Annotated in this window: 16 protein-coding genes; 9 read left to right on the top strand and 7 right to left on the bottom strand. The window is 62.8% G+C overall.

The window, feature by feature from the left end; translation table 11 throughout:
* The first annotated feature begins 112 nt into the window (after positions 1 to 112).
* From ACEN84_RS29185 to ACEN84_RS29205, 5 genes are all read left to right on the top strand, one after another.
* Positions 113 to 451 carry a carboxymuconolactone decarboxylase family protein gene (locus ACEN84_RS29185; protein ID WP_199625288.1) on the top strand — a complete coding sequence of 113 codons (339 nt, stop codon included), beginning with the start codon at positions 113 to 115 and terminating at the stop codon, positions 449 to 451.
* A 57-nt stretch (positions 452 to 508) separates the two neighbouring features.
* A complete protein-coding gene (tehA, locus tag ACEN84_RS29190) occupies positions 509 to 1,510 on the top strand; it encodes a dicarboxylate transporter/tellurite-resistance protein TehA (protein ID WP_413711501.1) in 1,002 nt (333 codons plus the stop codon).
* Positions 1,511 to 1,635: 125 nt separating this feature from the next.
* On the top strand, positions 1,636 to 2,598 hold the full coding sequence (locus tag ACEN84_RS29195) for a helix-turn-helix domain-containing protein (protein WP_413711502.1): 963 nt from the start codon (positions 1,636 to 1,638) through the stop codon (positions 2,596 to 2,598).
* 135 nt (positions 2,599 to 2,733) lie between these two features.
* On the top strand, positions 2,734 to 4,242 hold the full coding sequence (gene adh / locus ACEN84_RS29200) for an aldehyde dehydrogenase (protein ID WP_203430960.1): 1,509 nt from the start codon (positions 2,734 to 2,736) through the stop codon (positions 4,240 to 4,242).
* A gap of 162 nt (positions 4,243 to 4,404) precedes the next feature.
* Positions 4,405 to 4,797 (top strand): DUF779 domain-containing protein, encoded by a 393-nt coding sequence (locus ACEN84_RS29205; RefSeq protein WP_413711503.1) that lies wholly within the window; start codon positions 4,405 to 4,407, stop codon positions 4,795 to 4,797.
* On the opposite strand, the gene ACEN84_RS29210 is transcribed toward ACEN84_RS29205, so the two are convergent.
* The 7 genes from ACEN84_RS29210 to ACEN84_RS29240 form a co-directional block, all read right to left on the bottom strand.
* A complete protein-coding gene (locus tag ACEN84_RS29210) occupies positions 4,790 to 5,557 on the bottom strand; it encodes a FadR/GntR family transcriptional regulator (RefSeq protein ID WP_130283810.1) in 768 nt (255 codons plus the stop codon). The two genes, ACEN84_RS29205 and ACEN84_RS29210, sit on opposite strands and share 8 nt — an antisense overlap.
* A gap of 26 nt (positions 5,558 to 5,583) precedes the next feature.
* Entirely contained in the window at positions 5,584 to 6,645 is a 1,062-nt protein-coding gene (locus ACEN84_RS29215; RefSeq protein WP_413711504.1) for a four-carbon acid sugar kinase family protein, read from the bottom strand.
* A complete protein-coding gene (locus ACEN84_RS29220; protein ID WP_130283806.1) occupies positions 6,642 to 7,634 on the bottom strand; it encodes an oligopeptide/dipeptide ABC transporter ATP-binding protein in 993 nt (330 codons plus the stop codon). The genes ACEN84_RS29215 and ACEN84_RS29220 overlap by 4 nt, the downstream gene beginning before the upstream one ends.
* Complete coding sequence (locus ACEN84_RS29225) at positions 7,634 to 8,638, bottom strand: ABC transporter ATP-binding protein (RefSeq protein ID WP_413711505.1); 1,005 nt, start codon at positions 8,636 to 8,638, stop codon at positions 7,634 to 7,636. Before ACEN84_RS29225 ends, ACEN84_RS29220 begins: the two co-directional genes overlap by 1 nt.
* Positions 8,638 to 9,597, bottom strand: a complete 960-nt coding sequence (locus tag ACEN84_RS29230) for an ABC transporter permease (RefSeq protein ID WP_130283804.1) — start codon at positions 9,595 to 9,597, stop codon at positions 8,638 to 8,640. The genes ACEN84_RS29225 and ACEN84_RS29230 overlap by 1 nt, the downstream gene beginning before the upstream one ends.
* Positions 9,598 to 9,599: 2 nt before the next feature.
* The gene (locus ACEN84_RS29235; RefSeq protein ID WP_413711506.1) at positions 9,600 to 10,556 is read right to left on the bottom strand and encodes an ABC transporter permease; all 957 of its coding nucleotides are present in this window, start codon (positions 10,554 to 10,556) and stop codon (positions 9,600 to 9,602) included.
* A gap of 138 nt (positions 10,557 to 10,694) precedes the next feature.
* Positions 10,695 to 12,335 (bottom strand): ABC transporter substrate-binding protein, encoded by a 1,641-nt coding sequence (locus tag ACEN84_RS29240; RefSeq protein ID WP_130283800.1) that lies wholly within the window; start codon positions 12,333 to 12,335, stop codon positions 10,695 to 10,697.
* Positions 12,336 to 12,618: 283 nt separating this feature from the next.
* Between ACEN84_RS29240 and ACEN84_RS29245 the strand changes: the two genes are divergently transcribed.
* The 4 genes from ACEN84_RS29245 (at position 12,619) to pdxA (ending at position 17,167) form a co-directional block, all read left to right on the top strand.
* Positions 12,619 to 13,524: a dihydrodipicolinate synthase family protein gene (locus tag ACEN84_RS29245; protein WP_413711507.1), complete on the top strand. Its 906-nt coding sequence runs from the start codon at positions 12,619 to 12,621 to the stop codon at positions 13,522 to 13,524.
* A gap of 10 nt (positions 13,525 to 13,534) precedes the next feature.
* A complete protein-coding gene (locus tag ACEN84_RS29250; protein ID WP_413711508.1) occupies positions 13,535 to 14,725 on the top strand; it encodes a sialidase family protein in 1,191 nt (396 codons plus the stop codon).
* A gap of 308 nt (positions 14,726 to 15,033) precedes the next feature.
* Positions 15,034 to 16,167 carry an iron-containing alcohol dehydrogenase gene (locus ACEN84_RS29255; protein WP_413711509.1) on the top strand — a complete coding sequence of 378 codons (1,134 nt, stop codon included), beginning with the start codon at positions 15,034 to 15,036 and terminating at the stop codon, positions 16,165 to 16,167.
* Between the two features lie 13 nt (positions 16,168 to 16,180).
* Positions 16,181 to 17,167: a 4-hydroxythreonine-4-phosphate dehydrogenase PdxA gene (gene pdxA / locus ACEN84_RS29260; RefSeq protein ID WP_413711510.1), complete on the top strand. Its 987-nt coding sequence runs from the start codon at positions 16,181 to 16,183 to the stop codon at positions 17,165 to 17,167.
* Positions 17,168 to 17,175: the final 8 nt, after the last annotated feature.

Below are 17,175 nucleotides of genomic sequence, written 5' to 3' on the forward strand. Positions count from 1 at the left end.
CGATCGCGCTAGAAATTGAACTTCTGAAACATTCATCGGATCACACGAAAAATCCATATTCCATCTCAACAGACAGCGAGAGAGCTGCTGCAGATGATGGAAAGGCAAAGTCATGTTGAACTGGAAAGAATATCGTAGCCAGCTGATCGCCCGGATCGGTGAATTCGGCAAGACCGTTCCGGAGACAGTGAAGGGCTACCAGACGCTCTCGACCGCCGGGCAGAAGACGAATTACCTGGATGCGAAGCACCGCGAGCTGATCGCGCTCGCAGTCGCAGTCACGGTGCGTTGCGATGGCTGTATCGCCGTCCATACGACCGAAGCCCTGAAGCAGGGCGCGACCAAGGAGGAGATCTCCGAAGCGCTCGGTGTTGCGGTGGCTATCAATGCCGGCGCCGCCATGGTCTATTCTGCCCGCGTTCTCGACGCCGCCGAGGCGATCGCCAAGTAAGTGCATTCGACGATGCGGGAGGCGCGCCGCCTTCCGCTCCCCTGATGAAGCGAGGTCATGGCAATGCAAGCTGCAGACATGCCGGCAAGGACCGGTTTTCAGATGCCGCGCGTCCCGGCATCCTTCTTCGGCATGGTGCTCGGCATTGCCGGGCTCGGCAATAGCTGGCGGGCGGCCGCCTCCGTGTGGGGCCTGCCCGCAGCACCGGGCGAGATCCTCAGCCTGCTGGCAGTCGCCGTCTGGTTCGTCGTCAGCGTTCTCTATGGCCTGAAGTGGTTGAACGCCCGCGGCGAAGCGCTGGCGGAGCTGGAACATGCGGTGCAATGCTGCTTCGTCGGCCTCGCCGGTGTCGCGACCATGCTCGCAGGGCTCGCGCTGCTGCCCTATTCGCGGCCGGCGACCGAAATCCTCTTTGCCGTCGGCTTCGTCTTCACCTTCGCTTTCGCCTTGTGGCGGACCGGAGCCTTGTGGCAGGGCGGCCGCGACGTGACCACGACGACGCCGGTCCTCTACCTGCCGACCGTTGCCGGCTCTTTCGTCACCGCTATCGTTCTCGGTGCGCTCGGCTTTCAGGAGCTCGGTCAGCTCGCCTTCGGCGCCGGTTTCTTCGCCTGGCTGGCGATCGACTCGGTCTTGCTGCACCGGTTGCTGACGGCACCGGAACTTGCGGTACAGCTGCGCCCGACGCTCGGCATCCAGCTTGCCCCTCCGGCCGTCGGCAGCGTCGCCTATCTGAGCGTCAATGGCGGAACGCCGGATATGCTGCTTCATGCGATGCTGGGTTACGCCATCCTCGAGGCCGCCATCCTGTTGCGCCTGCTGCCGTGGATCACCAAGCAGCCTTTCACCGGCTCTTACTGGGCTTTCACCTTCGGCGCCACGGCGTTGGCGACAGCCGCCATCCGCGTCGCAAGCCACAGCAGCGATGCCGCACTCCAGGGCCTTGCGGTGGTGATCTTCATCGCCGTCAACGCCATCGTCGGCTTTATCGCGATCGGCACGCTCTGGCTCATCGCCCGCGGCAAGCTTCTGCCTGCCGCACAGCCGAAGGCCAGCTGACGCATCGAACTGTCGCAGATCTGCGACAGTTCCCCTGCGGCATGGAATGGGCTGCTTAATTAAGCAGAATTGCAATGAGACGGTATTTGCCCCAGACTGCGGTCTACGTTCCGTGGGAGGAGCAGATGCACGAATTCACAGCGCATGCCGACCATGTCTATACGTGGGCGCAGCAGAACTCTGCCGCCGCCAGCTCCCCGATCGTCGCCTCCTGGCGCCGCTGCATGGACAAGCATCAGCTGACCCCTGAAGAGAAGCGCGCGCCGCTGCGCCTGACCGAGCAAGAATTCCGCCTCGCCCGCCAACAATCCGAACAGCTGATCCGCGACGCCAGCGACGAGCTTGACAAGCTGTTCCTGACGGTCGGCAAGGCGGGCTGCTGCCTGCTCCTGACCTGCCGCGAGGGCGTCGCGCTTGAGCGGCGCGGCGCGAGTGCCGACGACAAGGAATTCAACGACCTCGGCCTCTGGACCGGCTCAGTCTGGACCGAAGCGAGCATCGGCACCAACGGCATCGGCACGGCGCTCGCCGACGAGCGCTCCGTCTCGATCTTTCGCGACCAGCACTTCCTTTCCTCGAATATCAAGCTCAGCTGTACCACCGCGCCGATCCGCGACCATCGCGGCCAGCTGGCTGCAGCACTCGACATCTCGACCTGCCGCGACGACGTCAACGAGATGACCCTGTCGATCCTGGCACAAGCCGTGCGCGACGCGGCGATGCGCATCGAGCTCAACATCTTCCGCAGTGCCTTTGCCGGTTCGCGCTTCCTGATGGTGCCCTCCGGTACGAATTCGGCTGCGGCGCTGCTTGCCGTCGACCGTCACGACCTCGTGCTTGGCGCCACCCGCGCCGCCCGGCTGGCCCTGAAACTCGACGACCGCCGGATCGCCGCTGGTATTCCAGCCGCCGACGCCCTGCAGGAAAGCCGCCCGGCAGATGGCGAGGAAGCGCTGATGGATGCGGAGCGCGCCGCTCTCCTCAGGGCGCTGACACGCACCAACGGCAATGTCTCGCAGGCGGCTGCCAATCTCGGCATGAGCCGCGCCACGCTTCACCGCAAGATGAAGCGATTGAACCTCCACTGAGGGCTCCCGCCTGTCGCAGCGCTGCGACAGTGTGCAGTGCGGCATTGCTCCGGGCGGGTATTTCGAAGAGCAAAAGACGAGCAGATTTCCTCCACCGGTTCACTCCTGAACCAGGCATCATCAAGGGAGGATGACATGCTGCATCAGAAAATCGTCGAGTCGCCGTTCAAGCTCAAATACGGCAACTATATCGGCGGCGAGTGGCGCGAACCGATCGGCGGCAGATATTTCGACAACATCACGCCGGTGACCGGCGGCAAACTCTGCGAGATCCCGCGTTCCGACGAGAAGGATATCAACGCGGCGATCGATGCTGCCCATGCGGCCAAGGACAAGTGGGGCCGCACGGCACCGGGCGAACGCTCCAATATCCTGATGAAGATCGCCCAGCGCATGGAAGACAAGCTGGAGCTTCTCGCGCAGGCAGAAACCTGGGACAACGGCAAGCCGATCCGCGAAACCATGGCAGCCGACATTCCGCTGGCGATCGACCATTTCCGCTACTTCGCCTCCTGCATCCGCGCCCAGGAAGGCTCGATCGGCGAGATCGACAATGACACCGTCGCCTATCACTTCCATGAGCCGCTCGGCGTCGTCGGCCAGATCATTCCGTGGAATTTCCCGATCCTGATGGCTGCCTGGAAGCTCGCGCCTGCGCTTGCCGCGGGTAACTGCGTCGTCCTGAAGCCCGCCGAGCAGACCCCTGCCTCGATCCTCGTCTGGGCGGAGCTTGTCGGCGATCTCCTGCCGCCCGGCGTGCTCAACATCGTCAACGGCTTCGGCCTCGAAGCCGGCAAGCCGCTGGCAACGAGCCCGCGGATCGCCAAGATCGCCTTTACCGGCGAGACCTCGACCGGCCGGTTGATCATGCAATATGCCAGCCAGAACCTCATTCCCGTCACGCTGGAACTAGGCGGCAAGTCGCCGAACATCTTCTTTGCCGACGTGATGGCCGAGGATGACGACTTCCTCGACAAGGCGCTCGAAGGCTTTGCGATGTTCGCGCTGAACCAGGGCGAAGTCTGCACCTGCCCCAGCCGCGCGCTCGTGCAGGAGTCGATCTACGACCGCTTCATGGAAAAGGCGGTGAAGCGCGTCGAAGCCATCAAGCAGGGCAACCCGCTCGATAGCGCGACGATGATCGGCGCCCAGGCATCGAGCGAGCAGCTGGAAAAGATCCTCGCCTACCTCGATATCGGCAGGCAGGAAGGCGCTCAGGTGCTGACCGGCGGCGCCCGCAACGATCTCGGCGGCGAGCTGGCGAACGGCTACTACGTCAAGCCGACGATCTTCAAGGGCCACAACAAGATGCGGGTTTTCCAGGAAGAGATCTTCGGCCCGGTCGTCTCCGTCACCACCTTCAAGGACGAAAAGGAAGCGCTTGAGATCGCCAACGACACGCTCTACGGCCTCGGCGCCGGTGTCTGGACCCGCGACGGCAACCGCGCCTACCGCTTCGGCCGCGAAATCCAGGCCGGCCGCGTCTGGACCAATTGCTACCACGCCTACCCTGCTCACGCGGCCTTCGGCGGCTACAAGCAATCCGGCATCGGCCGCGAGACCCACAAGATGATGCTCGACCACTACCAGCAGACCAAGAACATGCTGGTGAGCTACAGCCCGAAGGCGCTTGGGTTCTTTTGAGAGCGAAATCATGACGGGGCGGTGCAAGCCGCCCCCTCACCCTAACCCTCTCCCCGAGGGGAGAGGGGACGCGAATGCGGCGACCGCATATTCCCTTCTCCCCTCGGGGAGAAGGTGCCGGCAGGCGGATGAGGGGGTCACACGCTCAATGGGAGGAACAACATGGACGACACACTCAACGGCGAACCGCGCGTGCTCGCCACCGACGCCGCAATCGACCTGATCGGCGAAATCCGCGCCGATCATCCGGATATCCTGTTTCACCAGTCCGGCGGCTGCTGCGACGGTTCATCGCCGATGTGCTATCCGGCAGATGAATTCCGGGTGGGGGAAACTGATGTCAAACTCGGCGAGATCGCCGGCGTCCCCGTCTATATCAGCGGCAGCCAGTTCGAGGCCTGGAAGCATACGCAGCTGATCATCGACGTGGTACCCGGCCGCGGCGGGATGTTCTCGCTGGACAACGGACGCGAGAAGCGCTTCCTCACCCGCTCGCGCATCTTCGGCGGCGGCGAGGCCTGCGCCATTCCGGATATCGGCAGACGGGCTATTTGAACGAAAGATCGAGGACACGCCCTTCGAACAGGCGGTCGCGGGAACCTTCGAGGTGGGTCTGCATCAGGTTGCGCGCGTCATCGGCGCGGCCTTCGGCAACGGCCCGGTAAATCTCGTTATGCTCTTCGTAGACCTGCTCCAGCCCCTGGCGCGGGCCAAGCAGCGACAGGCCGTGCAGATGCATGCCGACGGCGATATGCGGCTTCAGCGCATCGAGCGAAGCGGTGTAATAGTGATTGTTGGCAGCTTCGGCGACAGCGCGATGGAAGACGAAGTCGGCGTCGCTGCGGTGCAGCTGGTGGCTGGTTGCTTCCCGCAGGTCTGACAGCGCGGAGGCTATCTTCTGGATCGCCGGCTCGTCGCGCCGCTTGGCGGCGAAGAAGGCTGCCGCCGGCTCGATCGTCAGGCGGAATTCATAGCAGCGCTGGATGTCGGCGATCGTCTTGACCGGCGAATAGGCAAGCTGCGTGGTCGGCGAACCATGGGCGCTGACGAAAGTGCCGGCGCCCTGGCGGGCGTAGACGGTCCCCTGCTCGCGAAGCTTGGCGAGCGCGTCGCGCACGATCGGCCTGGAAACGCCGAGCATCGAGGCAAGCTCGTGCTCGCCCGGCAGGCGCGAATCCGGCGGATAGTTGCCGGCGCGGATGCGCTCGAGGATCTGGTCGAAGACGCGGTCGACGAGTTTCACCGCCTTGCCGCGCTCGGGCTTTGCAGCCGGACCGTTACCCGCATTCAACGATGCGCCATTTGCTTCATCCACACCTGTTCTCCCCGCCGGCACCATGCTTAAGCCGCCTGATTCCGTGGAACCAGTCTTAGCAGACTCTCGGTATTGCCGAAGCCCCCAGACTTGACCGCGCACCGGAAATGCCGCCCGTCGGCGGCCGTTACGTCAAACCACGGCACGCCTGCCTCGATTTCTCCCTTCGGCATCAGCGTCTTGATGCCGAGTTCGCGGAAGACCGCAAGCGCCGTGTCACCACCGCCGACCATCAACATGTCCGGCCTGGTATCATCGATCACCGATTTTACACCGCCTGCGAAGCGGCGGGCAACCGTTGCGCCCTCTCCGGCAATTTCGCCGGTGCAGCGCAGAAGCAGCGGCAACGCCAGCCCCTCGCCACACTCGACGCTGCCCATCGGCGCGTCGATGATGGCGCGCAGCGCACCTGCGGCTTCGAGGCGGTTCATCTGCGCCGCCGTGATCGGGTCACGGGACCCGAAGGCAAAGAGCGTCCGGCGCGATGCCTGAAAGGGCAGCGGATGCCCGCCGGCACGGCCGATCTTGCGGGCGAGCGCCGAGCCAAGACCACGGGCTCCGACAGCCAGAACGCTATTCCAGTCATTGCTAAGGGCGATATCATCGAGATCGAAATCGCTCTCTGCGTCGGCGACCACGACATCCATATCGCGGCCGGTAAAGAGATCGGCGACGGCAATCGGCTTTTCGACGCCGCGGCCGACGACGAAGCCGCGATAGGTGGTTCGATCCTGATCGGGGATTGCAGGCGCCACGACGATCCTGGCAAGACCGAGCGCGTCTGCGAGTGCAGCACTTTCGGCCGCCACATTGCCCTTCAGCCGGGAGTCGATCTTCTTCAGAACGATTGCCGGCTGCCGCGCGCTCAAAGCGTCTGCCGCCTGGCGCACGCGGCGCGTCGCATCGTCTTCCGACAAAGCACGCGAGGCGGTGTTTATCACGACGACATCAGTCCCCGCCGCAAGCGCCTCATCGGCCGTCTCGACATCGATCGCCACCGCCACCGAAAGCCCAGCGTCCACGAAGGGCGTGCCGGTATCCAGCGCTCCCGTCAGGTCGTCGGCAATGATGGCGGCTTTCAACGTCATGCAGTCTGTCCCGTGTTGACGGCGTGGCAGGCAACCAGATGGCCAGGCTTTGCTTCCTTCCACTCGGGAATGATCTTCGAACAGACGTCCATGGCGACGGGGCAGCGCGTGTGGAAACGGCAGCCGGTCGGAGGATTGAGCGGGCTCGGAACGTCGCCCTGCAGGATCTGCCGCTGGCGGGTGCGCTCATGCTCCGGATCGGTTTCCGGAACGGCCGAGAGCAGCGCCTTCGTATAGGGATGCAGCGGGTTGTCGAACAGCTCTTCGCGGCTCGCGAGTTCGGCCAGACGGCCGAGATACATGACGCCGACGCGCGTGCTGATGTGGCGGACAACGGCCAGATCGTGGGCGATGAAGAGATAGGTGAGGCCGTATTTTTCCTGCAGGTCGAGCAGCAGGTTGATGATCTGCGCCTGGATCGACACGTCGAGCGCCGAGATCGCCTCGTCGCAGACGATGAATTTCGGCTGGCAGGCGAGTGCACGGGCGATGACGACGCGCTGGCGCTGGCCGCCGGAGAGCTCGTGCGGATAGCGCTGCGCAAAGCGGGTCGGCAGGCCGACATCGGTCAGCAGCGCATCGACCTTGCCCTTCAGCTCCGCCTTGGTGGCGAGCTTGTGGAAGAGGATCGGCTCGCCGATCGCTTCGCCGATCGTCATGCGCGGGTTGAGCGTCGAATACGGATCCTGGAAGACGATCTGCAGGTCGCGCCGGAAGGGGCGCATCTGCTTTTCATCAAGCGTCGCGATATCCTGGCCCTTGTAGACCACCCTGCCGGATGTCGCCTTGTAAAGGTTGAGGATCGTGAAGCCGGTCGTCGACTTGCCGCAGCCGGACTCGCCGACGAGCGACAGCGTCTCGCCTTCCATGATGTCGAGATTGACATTGTCGAGCGCATAGACCGTCGCCGAGCGCTCGCCGAAGGCGCCGAGCTTGACATGGAAATGCTTGACGAGGTTTTCGACTTTCAGAAGCGGTTGGGCACCCATCACGCGGCCTCCTGCATTTTCTGGACGACGAAACATGCGGCACGGTGATTGCCCGCGCCCGCGACAGGCTCGAGCTTCGGCACGCGCTCATGACAGACGGCTTCGGCGAGCGGGCAACGCGGTGCGAAGGGGCAACCCTTCGGGCGGCGGCCGGGTTCCGGCGGCGTTCCGCCGATCGAGGAGAGACGGCTTGCCGGCGAATCCGATAGCTTCGGGATCGAGGACAGCAGGCCGCGCGTGTAGGGATGGCTCGGACGGGCATAGAGCTCGTCGACCGGCGCATCCTCGACAACGGTACCGGCATAGAGCACGGCAACGCGATCGACGAGACCGGCGATCAGCGCCAGATCGTGGGTGATCCAGACGACCGACATACCGAGCTTGGCGCGCAGATCCTTCACCAGATCGACGATCTGGGCCTGGATCGTCACGTCGAGCGCCGTGGTCGGCTCGTCGGCGATGAGGAGCTTCGGGTTGCAGGCAAGGCCGATCGCGATCATCACGCGCTGGCGCATGCCGCCCGAAAGCTCGTGCGGATAGGCCATCAGGCGCTCTTCGGGCCCGGGAATGCCGACGAGGCGCAGCAGTTCCACAGCACGGGCGCGGGCATCCGCCTTGCTCATCTTGCGATGATAGATCAGCGGCTCGCAGATCTGGTCGCCGACGCGCATGACCGGGTTCAGCGAGGTCATCGGATCCTGGAAGACGAAGCCGATATCGCCGCCGCGCACCTTGCGCAGATCGCCATTCGACATCTTCTGCAGGTCGCGGCCGTCGAAATGCGCCGTCCCCTTGGTGACCTTGATCTTGTTCGGCAGCAGCCGCATCAGCGACAGCATGGTCAGGCTCTTGCCGCAGCCGGATTCGCCGACGACGCCGAGCGTTTCGCCCTTGTTGACGTAGAGGTCGATGCCATCGACGACGACGGCCGGACCGCGGCGGGTATCGATCTCGACCGTCAGGTCGCGAACATCGAGAAGGCGTTCAGATGTCTTCGTGTTCATCACTTGCTGCCCCGCGGGTTGAGCGCGTCGTTGAGACCGTCGCCGAGGAAACTGAAGGCTACCGAAGCGAGGCCGAGCACGGCCGCCGGAGCGGCGAGAAGATGCGGATAGTGCTGCCAGACACGCAGACCATCCGAAATCATGTTGCCCCAGCTGGGGGTCGGCGGGTTGACGCCGACGCCGAGGAAGCTGAAGGCGCTTTCGAGCACCATCGCGGTACCGAGACCGGCGCTGACCGAAACGATGAGCGGGCCAAGCGCATTCGGAATGACATAGCGCTTGATGATCACCCAGTTGGAAAGACCGAGCGCCTGGGCTGCCGTGATATAGGGACGGCTGCGGATCGACAGGACCTGGGCCCGGACGAGACGCGCATAGGGCGGCCAGGAGATCAGCGCCATCGAACCGAAGACCAGGAGGAAGTCGACCCAGATCGTCTGGCGATAGAAGGGATTGAGGGTCGCCTGATACTGGGCCTCCATCCAGTTGGTGATCGGCGACTTCAGCGAAGCGTTGATGACGACGACGAGCAGCAGGTTCGGCACCGACATGGTGACATCCGTCAGCCACATGATGACGCGGTCGAACGGATTGCCGAAGAAGCCGGCGATGGCGCCGAGCGTCAGGCCGATCATCACGGCAATGAAGGTGACGATGACGGCGACGAGGAAGGCGGTGCGCGTGCCGAAGACGACGCGGCTGAAGACGTCTCGGCCGAGATCGTCGGTGCCGAAGAGATGCGCCAGCGACGGCGCGGCATTGCGGGCCTGCAGATCCTGCGTCAGGTAATCATAGGGCGTCAGATACGGCCCGAAGATTGCCGCGAAGGCGAGGATCAGCACGACGATCAGGCCGAAGACGGCAAGCTTGTTGCGCTTCAGGCGGTACCAGGCGTCGCGCCACAGGTTGACCGGCAGTTCGTCGGCGGTTTCGATTGTCGAGAGAGGGATGGCGGACATGGTCAGCGGCTCCTTCTTGCGTCGTTGGCACGCGGGTCAAGCATCGGGTAGAGCACATCGACCAGCAGGTTCGAGATCATCACCAGGAAGGATCCGATGAGCGTGATGGCGAGGATGACCGGATAATCGGAATTCGTCAGCGCCTGCACCGTGAGACGGCCGAGGCCCGGCAGGCCGAAGACCAGCTCCACGAAGATCGCGCCATTGACGATGGTGATCATGATGAGGCCGAGCTGGGTGACGACGGGCGTCAGCACCGGGCGCAGGATATGCTTGATGGCAACGACCATCTCAGGCACGCCCTTGGCACGGGCCGTGCGGACGAAATCCTCCGATAGGACTTCGATGACGGCGGCGCGCGTCTGGCGCACGATCAGCGCAATCGGCTGGAAGGAAAGCACGATGAGCGGCAGGATGATGCGAACATCGAAGACGCCGCCCCAGCCATAGGGCACCTTGATCATCGGCAGCAGCACGATGAGGCCGACCATCAGCAGTGGACCGGCGACATAGGCGGGGATCGCCCAGAGGAACAGCGCCGTACCGGTGATCGTGTAGTCGACGCGGGAATTCTGGTTCAGCGCTGCCAGCATGCCGAGCGGGATCGCCACGACAGCCGTCAGGATGATGGAACAGAGCGCCAGCTTGAAGGAAACCGGGGCAGCGGCCGAGACCATCGCCCAGACCGAACGGCCCGAGGTCAGCGAATTGCCGAACTGGCCATGCAGCAGGTTCCAGATGTAATAGCCGAACTGCTCGATGAAGGGTTTGTTGAGGCCCGCGCTTTCGCGGATGGCTTCGATGCGCTCCGGATTATAGGCGACGTCGCCCGGCGCACGAAGAAAGATCAGCTTGATCGGATCGCCGGCGCCGTAGAAGGCCATCGCATAGACGGCGAGCATCACGACCAGAACCGACGGAATCCAGATGGCAAATCGCGTTAGTACATAGCGAAGCAAGGCCACCTCCCACCTGTTATCAGGCGCGTTTACCGCAAACTGCGCGGAACGCGCCTACTCTTCTTGAAACTTGCGCGAAGACCTTGCGGCCTTCGCGCGGTTGCTTGAGGACTGGAGAGACCGGCTTTACCGTCTCAATCAGCCGACCGATACATCCCAGGGAGCGACGACCTGCCAGTCGAGGTTCTTCTCCATGCCCTTGACGTCCTTGGTTGCCCAGCGGGACATGGCCTGAGAATACCACGGAATGAACGCCCAATCGTCGCGGAATGCCTTCTGGGCATCCTGAGCGAGCTTGACGCGATCCGGATCGTCGGCAGCCTTGGTTGCTGCCTCTGCCAGAGCCGCATCCACCTTGTCGTTCTTGTAACCGCCGAGCTTGTTCTGGGCGTTGGACGAGGTGGAGGCGATGCAGCCTGCGAGATAGGACACGGCATCCGGAACGCGGGTGCCGACGTCGTCGCGGAAGATCTGGACCGAGTTCTGGTCCGGACCGGCATAGGAGTCCTGCTGCGGCTTCATGTCGACGGCGGTGATACCAAGGTTCTGGCGCCACTGCTCGGCGATGAACTGGGCCGCTGCCTGAATGGCCGGAGCCGAGATGCCGACGAACATGATCTTCGGCAGGCGATCGGGACCGCCGTAGCTCGATTCAGCAAGCAGCTTCTTGGCGCCTTCCGGATCGTACGGATAGGGCTCGAAGCCGGAATTGTCGGCACCCGGAACCGAGTTCAGGATCTGGTCGGCCTTCTTGTGCGGACCATCCGGATAGGATGCCTTGAAGAGACCGTCGCGATCGATCGCCATGATCAGCGCCTGGCGAACCTTCGGATCGTCCATCGGCGCGCGCTTGACGTTGAACCAGAAGTGCTGGCTGGTCGGAATGATCGGGCCGGCGGAGAATTCCGGGCCGAGATCCTGGATGATCGTCGAAGTGACGAGCTCGGTATGGGCGTTGTATTCGCCCGACTTGATGAGCTGCGTTGCCGTGACGTTGTCTTCGATCGAGGCGATCTCGATGCGGGCAAGCTTCGGCTTGGTGCCGAAGAAGTTCTCGTTCGGCTCGAAGGTCAGCGTTCCCGCATCGATATCGATCGCGGTCAGCTTGAACGGGCCGGAATAGACGGCGCTGTTATCCGGCTTGTACCAGTCAGCCACTTCCTCGCCATCGCTGCCCTTGGACTGCGAAGCCTTAGTGATCGGGATGATGTGGTTGGCAAGGCGCATGAAGAAGATCGGATCAGCTTCCGTCAGCGTGACGACGACGGTGCCTTCGTCAGGCGTTGCGACACCGGAGATCTCGGTGGCCGAGCCGCCGGCGACATCCTTGTAGCCTTCGACCTTGCCCATGACCTGATCGGCGCGCTGGCTCTTGGTGTTGGGGCGGGAAGCGACTTCCCAGGAACCCTTGACGTCAGCCGCGGTGATCTTGCTACCGTCGGAGAAGACTGCCTTCGGGTCGATCTTGAAGGTCCAGACCTTCTTGTCCGGCGATTCCCAGCTGGTGAAGACGTAGGGGTTGAGCTTGCCTTCGGCGTCGAAATACATCGGCGAGGCCCACCAGAAGGAATTCCAGCGGAACGTACGGCCACCGCCGCGCAGCGGCGACCAATCCTGGTCGAAGGCCGGGTTGATGGCCTTCAGCACCTGGCCTTCTTGGGCCATGACGATGCGGGCGCTCATGCCGAACAGCGTGAAGCCGACGCCGGCGGCGAGGCCGAGCTTCAGCGCATCGCGGCGCGACACCGTGGAAGCATTCTTGTCATTGCGGTCTGTCATACATTCCTCCCATGGGCAAAACAGCGCGTACTCGAAAACCCTCCCCGAGCCGGGCGCTTTACAATGCTCCAGAGATTTGCGCGATAATGTAAATCTGTCAATCCAAATTTACAGATTTCAACTTCCAAACTTTGGACAAAAAATTTTTTTATTTAATTTCAATAGGATAAAATACGCATGTCATTCTGACGCAGCTTGTAAGATTGACAACAACTTATCATTTCGAGGAAAAGTCACGCACTGATATAGCCAGGAGCGGCCTTGCGCTGCAGAGGAGGATGCGTTGAGCAATCACAAGATCACGGGCGTTTTCAGCGCCGCTACGACACCCCTGAACGCCGACGGCAGCCCGGATGTCGGCCTGTTTACCGAGCACTGCAAGCGCCTGATCGAGGAAGGCTGCCATGGCGTTGCCCTGCTCGGCACGACGGGCGAAGCCAACTCCTTCTCGATGGGCGAGCGCCGCATGCTGCTCGAAGCCGCACTGAAGGCCGGCATTTCGCCGGACAAGCTGCTGCCGGGCACCGGCGTTGCCGCCATTCCCGAGACCATCGAACTCACCAAGCATGCGCTGTCGCTCGGCGTCACCAAGGTCGTGATGCTGCCGCCCTTCTACTACAAGGGCGTTTCCGACGACGGCCTGTTCAACGCCTATTCGGCGATCCTCGAAGGCGTCAACGACAACCGTCTGCAGGTGATCCTCTATCACATCCCGCAGGTTTCGGGCATTCCGCTCTCCGTGCCGCTGATCGGCCGGTTGGTCGAAGCTTTCCCCGAAACCGTCGTCGGCATCAAGGAATCTGCAGGCGATTTCAATAACATGCAGGCGATCATCGCGGCCTACCCGGGCTTCTCCGTACTCTGCGGCGCCGATCCGCTGCTGCTGCCGCTGCTGAAGGCCGGCGGTGCAGGCTGCATCACCGCAACCTCGAACCTCGTGGCCGACTCGCTGCGCACCGTTTACGACCACGTCCACGACGAAGCCCAGACGGCAAAGGTCGATGCCGCGCAGGCCCGCATCAACGGCTACCGCACGCTTTCCAATTCCTACGTGCAGATCCCGACGATCAAGGCGATGGTTGGCCTGAAGACCGGCAATGCCGCCTGGAAGCGCACGCGCCCGCCGCTCGTCGCCCTCACCGACGCGGAATATGCAGCACTCGCCGAAGGTTACGCAAAGCTGCCGTAAGGAGGATGCCATGAGCTTCACCGCGCTCCCGCCGGAAGCCGTGCCGGCGCTGATGACCGGCAAGATCGCCCCGAACCCGGCCCAGCCGGGCCGGGCCGACGCCTTTCTGCCCTCCCCCTGCATTCAGAACCACGCTGCGAATCTGGCCTTCCTGCCGGATGGCACGCTGACCTGCGTCTGGTTCGGCGGCACGATGGAAGGAATGGGCGACATTTCCGTTTACATGTCCCGGCTGACGCCCGGCGCGGATCAATGGTCCGAAGCGGAAAAACTCTCTGACGATCCGGCGAAATCCGAACAGAATCCGTTGATTTTCAATGCGCCGGACGGAAATGTCTGGCTGCTTTACACCTCGCAGACATCTGGCGACCAGGACGGCTCAGTTGTAAAGTGCCGGATCTCCGAAGATGGCGGCAAGACCTTCGGCGCCGTCCGCCTTCTCTGCGATCTGCCGGGCACTTTCGTGCGCCAGCCTGTCATCTTCAATTCCGCGGGCACCTGGCTCCTGCCGGCGTTCCGCTGTGTCAGCCTGCCCGGCCAGCGCTGGAGCGGCGATGCCGATACGGCAGGCGTTCTGGTCTCGCGGGATCAGGGCCAGAGCTGGGCGATGGTCGATGTGCCGGAGAGCCTCGGCGCCGTGCACATGAACATCATCCCGCTGAACGGAAGCAAAATGGTCGCTTTCTTCCGCAACCGTTTCTCCGAACATGTCCTGTCATCGGAATCCGGGGATAATGGCGAGAGCTGGTCGACACCGAAGCCGGTCAACCTGCCGAACAACAACTCCTCGATCCAGGCGACAAAGCTTGGAGACGGCCGCATTGCCATGGTTTACAACCACAGCAACGCCGAGACATCGGACGCCCGCCGCGAGTCGCTCTATGACGAGATCGAAAGCGACAAGGACGACGTAAAGGCTGCGGAAACACCGGTTGCGACGCGCCGCAAGGCCGTCTGGGGCGTTCCGCGTGCGCCTCTGAGCCTGGCGATCTCGACGAATGGCGGCCAGAGCTTCGATTCTCACATCGATCTCGACACCGGCGACGGCTACTGCCTCAGCAACAATTCCAAGGACTCGCTGAACCGCGAATTCTCCTATCCCTCGATCACCGAGGGGCCAGATGGAACGCTGCACATCGCCTACACCTACTATCGACGGGCGATCAAATATGTTCGCCTGCCAAGTGATGTGGCGATCTAAGGCCCTGAACGACTGGATTTCGCGCCATCTGGCGCGAAACTCTTGATCGTATTTACAAGTGAATGGGGCGCGTCTCTTGCCTCGGCAATAACAGGGACACTAGGGGATAGAGCGCCCCTTCCGTTCGTAAAACAACAAGAAATCAATGCTTTATTGAGTGCACCCAGATGGCCGATCGATAGCTACCGCATAGGTTTTCTGCGAATTTGCTCAAAAACCATCGCCCGCCTTATTGCCAGAAACATACAGTTGATATAACAACTTTACATCAATAGCGGCTTTGGCCGTAATCATGGAGGAGCCGTGTCATGGTCAGTCTGGATTCGCCTATCACGGTTGTCAGGCCTGAAATCATCGAGTTTGGCGTCGGCACGGCGGGCAAGCTCGGCAAATGGGCCGCCGCCAAGGGCTATGCCCGTACGCTTGTCATCTCGGATGCGTTCAATGCCTCGCGCGTCGATGTGCTCGAACTTCCGGGCCATGTCTCGGTCTTCGCCGATGTCACGCCGGAGCCGGACATCCCCAATCTTGACAAGGTTCTCGATGCCGCGAATGCCGCACAGGCCGAGCTGATCGTCGGCTTCGGCGGCGGCAGTGCCATGGATCTCGCCAAGCTCGCCGCGGTTCTCGCCGGTTCGTCGCAGACGCTTCATGAGGTGGTCGGCCCGCACAAGGTCACCGGTCCGCGCAAGGTCGCGCTGGCACAGGTGCCGACGACATCAGGCACCGGCAGTGAAGCCGGGACCCGCGCACTGGTCACCGATCCGAAGACGATGGCGAAGCTCGCGGTCGAAAGCCTTTACATGTTGGCCGATATCGCGGTCATCGATCCGGCGCTGACCTTCACCGTCCCCGCCCGCACGACGGCCGCAACCGGCGTCGATGCCATGGCCCATTGCGTCGAGGCCTTCACCAACCGCAAGGCCCACCCGATGATCGACATCTATGCGATCGAAGGTGCCCGTCTCGTCGGCAAGTATCTCGCCCGCGCCGTCAAGGACGGCTCGGATGCGGAAGCGCGCGCCGGTCTTTCGCTTGCATCGCTCTATGGCGGCTTCTGCCTTGGTCCGGTCAACACAGCCGGCGGCCATGCGCTCGCCTATCCGCTCGGCACCCGCTGGCATGTCGCGCATGGTGCCGCCAATGCGCTGATCTTCCCGCATGTCCTGGCCTTCAACACGCCGTCGGTGCCGGAAAAGACCCGCGCCGTCATGGCAGCGCTCGGCTACCAGACATCGGATGACGTCCGCTCGGTCTTCGATGCCGCCTATGCCTTCTGCGCCGATCTCGGCATCGAGATGAAGCTTTCGGGCCTCGGCGTCCCCGCCGACGATCTGGACGCGATGGCGGACGACGCCTTTGCCATCCGCCGCCTGCTCGACAACAATCCGCGCGATCTCGCCCGCGACGACATCCGCGCCATTTATCAAGCTGCTTTTTAAGGGAATTTGACCGATGACGAAGAATGCAAAAGTGGCTGTGACGCTTGGCGATCCCGCAGGCGTCGGCCCCGAAGTGATCGTCAAGGCGCTGGCGGCCATGCCTGTCGGCGAGCGCAAGGATTTCGTCATTGTCGGCAACACGGAAGCACTTGTTCGCGCCGACCGCGCCACCGGCACCGGTCTGCGCTTCGGCTCCGCCGCCTCCGAAGACGGTTCGACCATCGCAGTCGATGAAGTCGAACTCGGCGCGCCCCTGCCCGAGATCGGCAAGGTCAGCCCGGTCGCCGGCGACGCCTCGGTGAAATACATCAGCCGCGCCGTTGATCTCGCCATGTCCGGCGAAGCCGATGTCATCGTCACCGCGCCGATCAACAAGGAAGCGATGAACCTCGCCGGCCATCATTTCGACGGCCACACCGGTCTGCTCGCGCATCTGACGGGCTCGAAGAGCTCCTTCATGCTGCTCGCCTCCGAGCGGCTGAACACCATCCACGTCTCCACCCACGTATCGCTGCGCGGCGCCATCGAGCGCGCCAAGACGGAACGCGTGCTGGCGACGATCGAGGCAGGTCATAACCACTTCATGCGTCTCGGGATGAAGCCACGCATCGCTGTCGCAGGCATCAATCCGCATTGCGGCGAAAACGGCCTATTCGGCACCGAGGATGCCGAATTCCTGGCGCCTGCCGTCGAACTGGCGCGGGCCAAGGGCATCGATGTCGTCGGCCCGATCTCCGCCGATACGGTATTCGCCCGCGCCTATAACGGCGCCTTCGATCTGGTCATCGCCCAGTATCACGATCAGGGCCATATCCCGATCAAGCTCGTGGCCTTCGAGACCGCCGTGAACGTATCGCTCGGCCTGCCGATCGACCGCGTCTCGGTCGACCACGGCACGGCCTTCGATATTGCCGGAACCGGCAAGGCCAATCACGTCAACATGCTCTCGGCCATCGCTTACGCCCGGATGATGGCGCGCTCGCCGCGCAAGGCCGCATAGCGGATAGG

Source organism: Rhizobium sp. Rhizsp82 (assembly GCF_047325115.1).
Classification (GTDB): domain Bacteria; phylum Pseudomonadota; class Alphaproteobacteria; order Rhizobiales; family Rhizobiaceae; genus Rhizobium.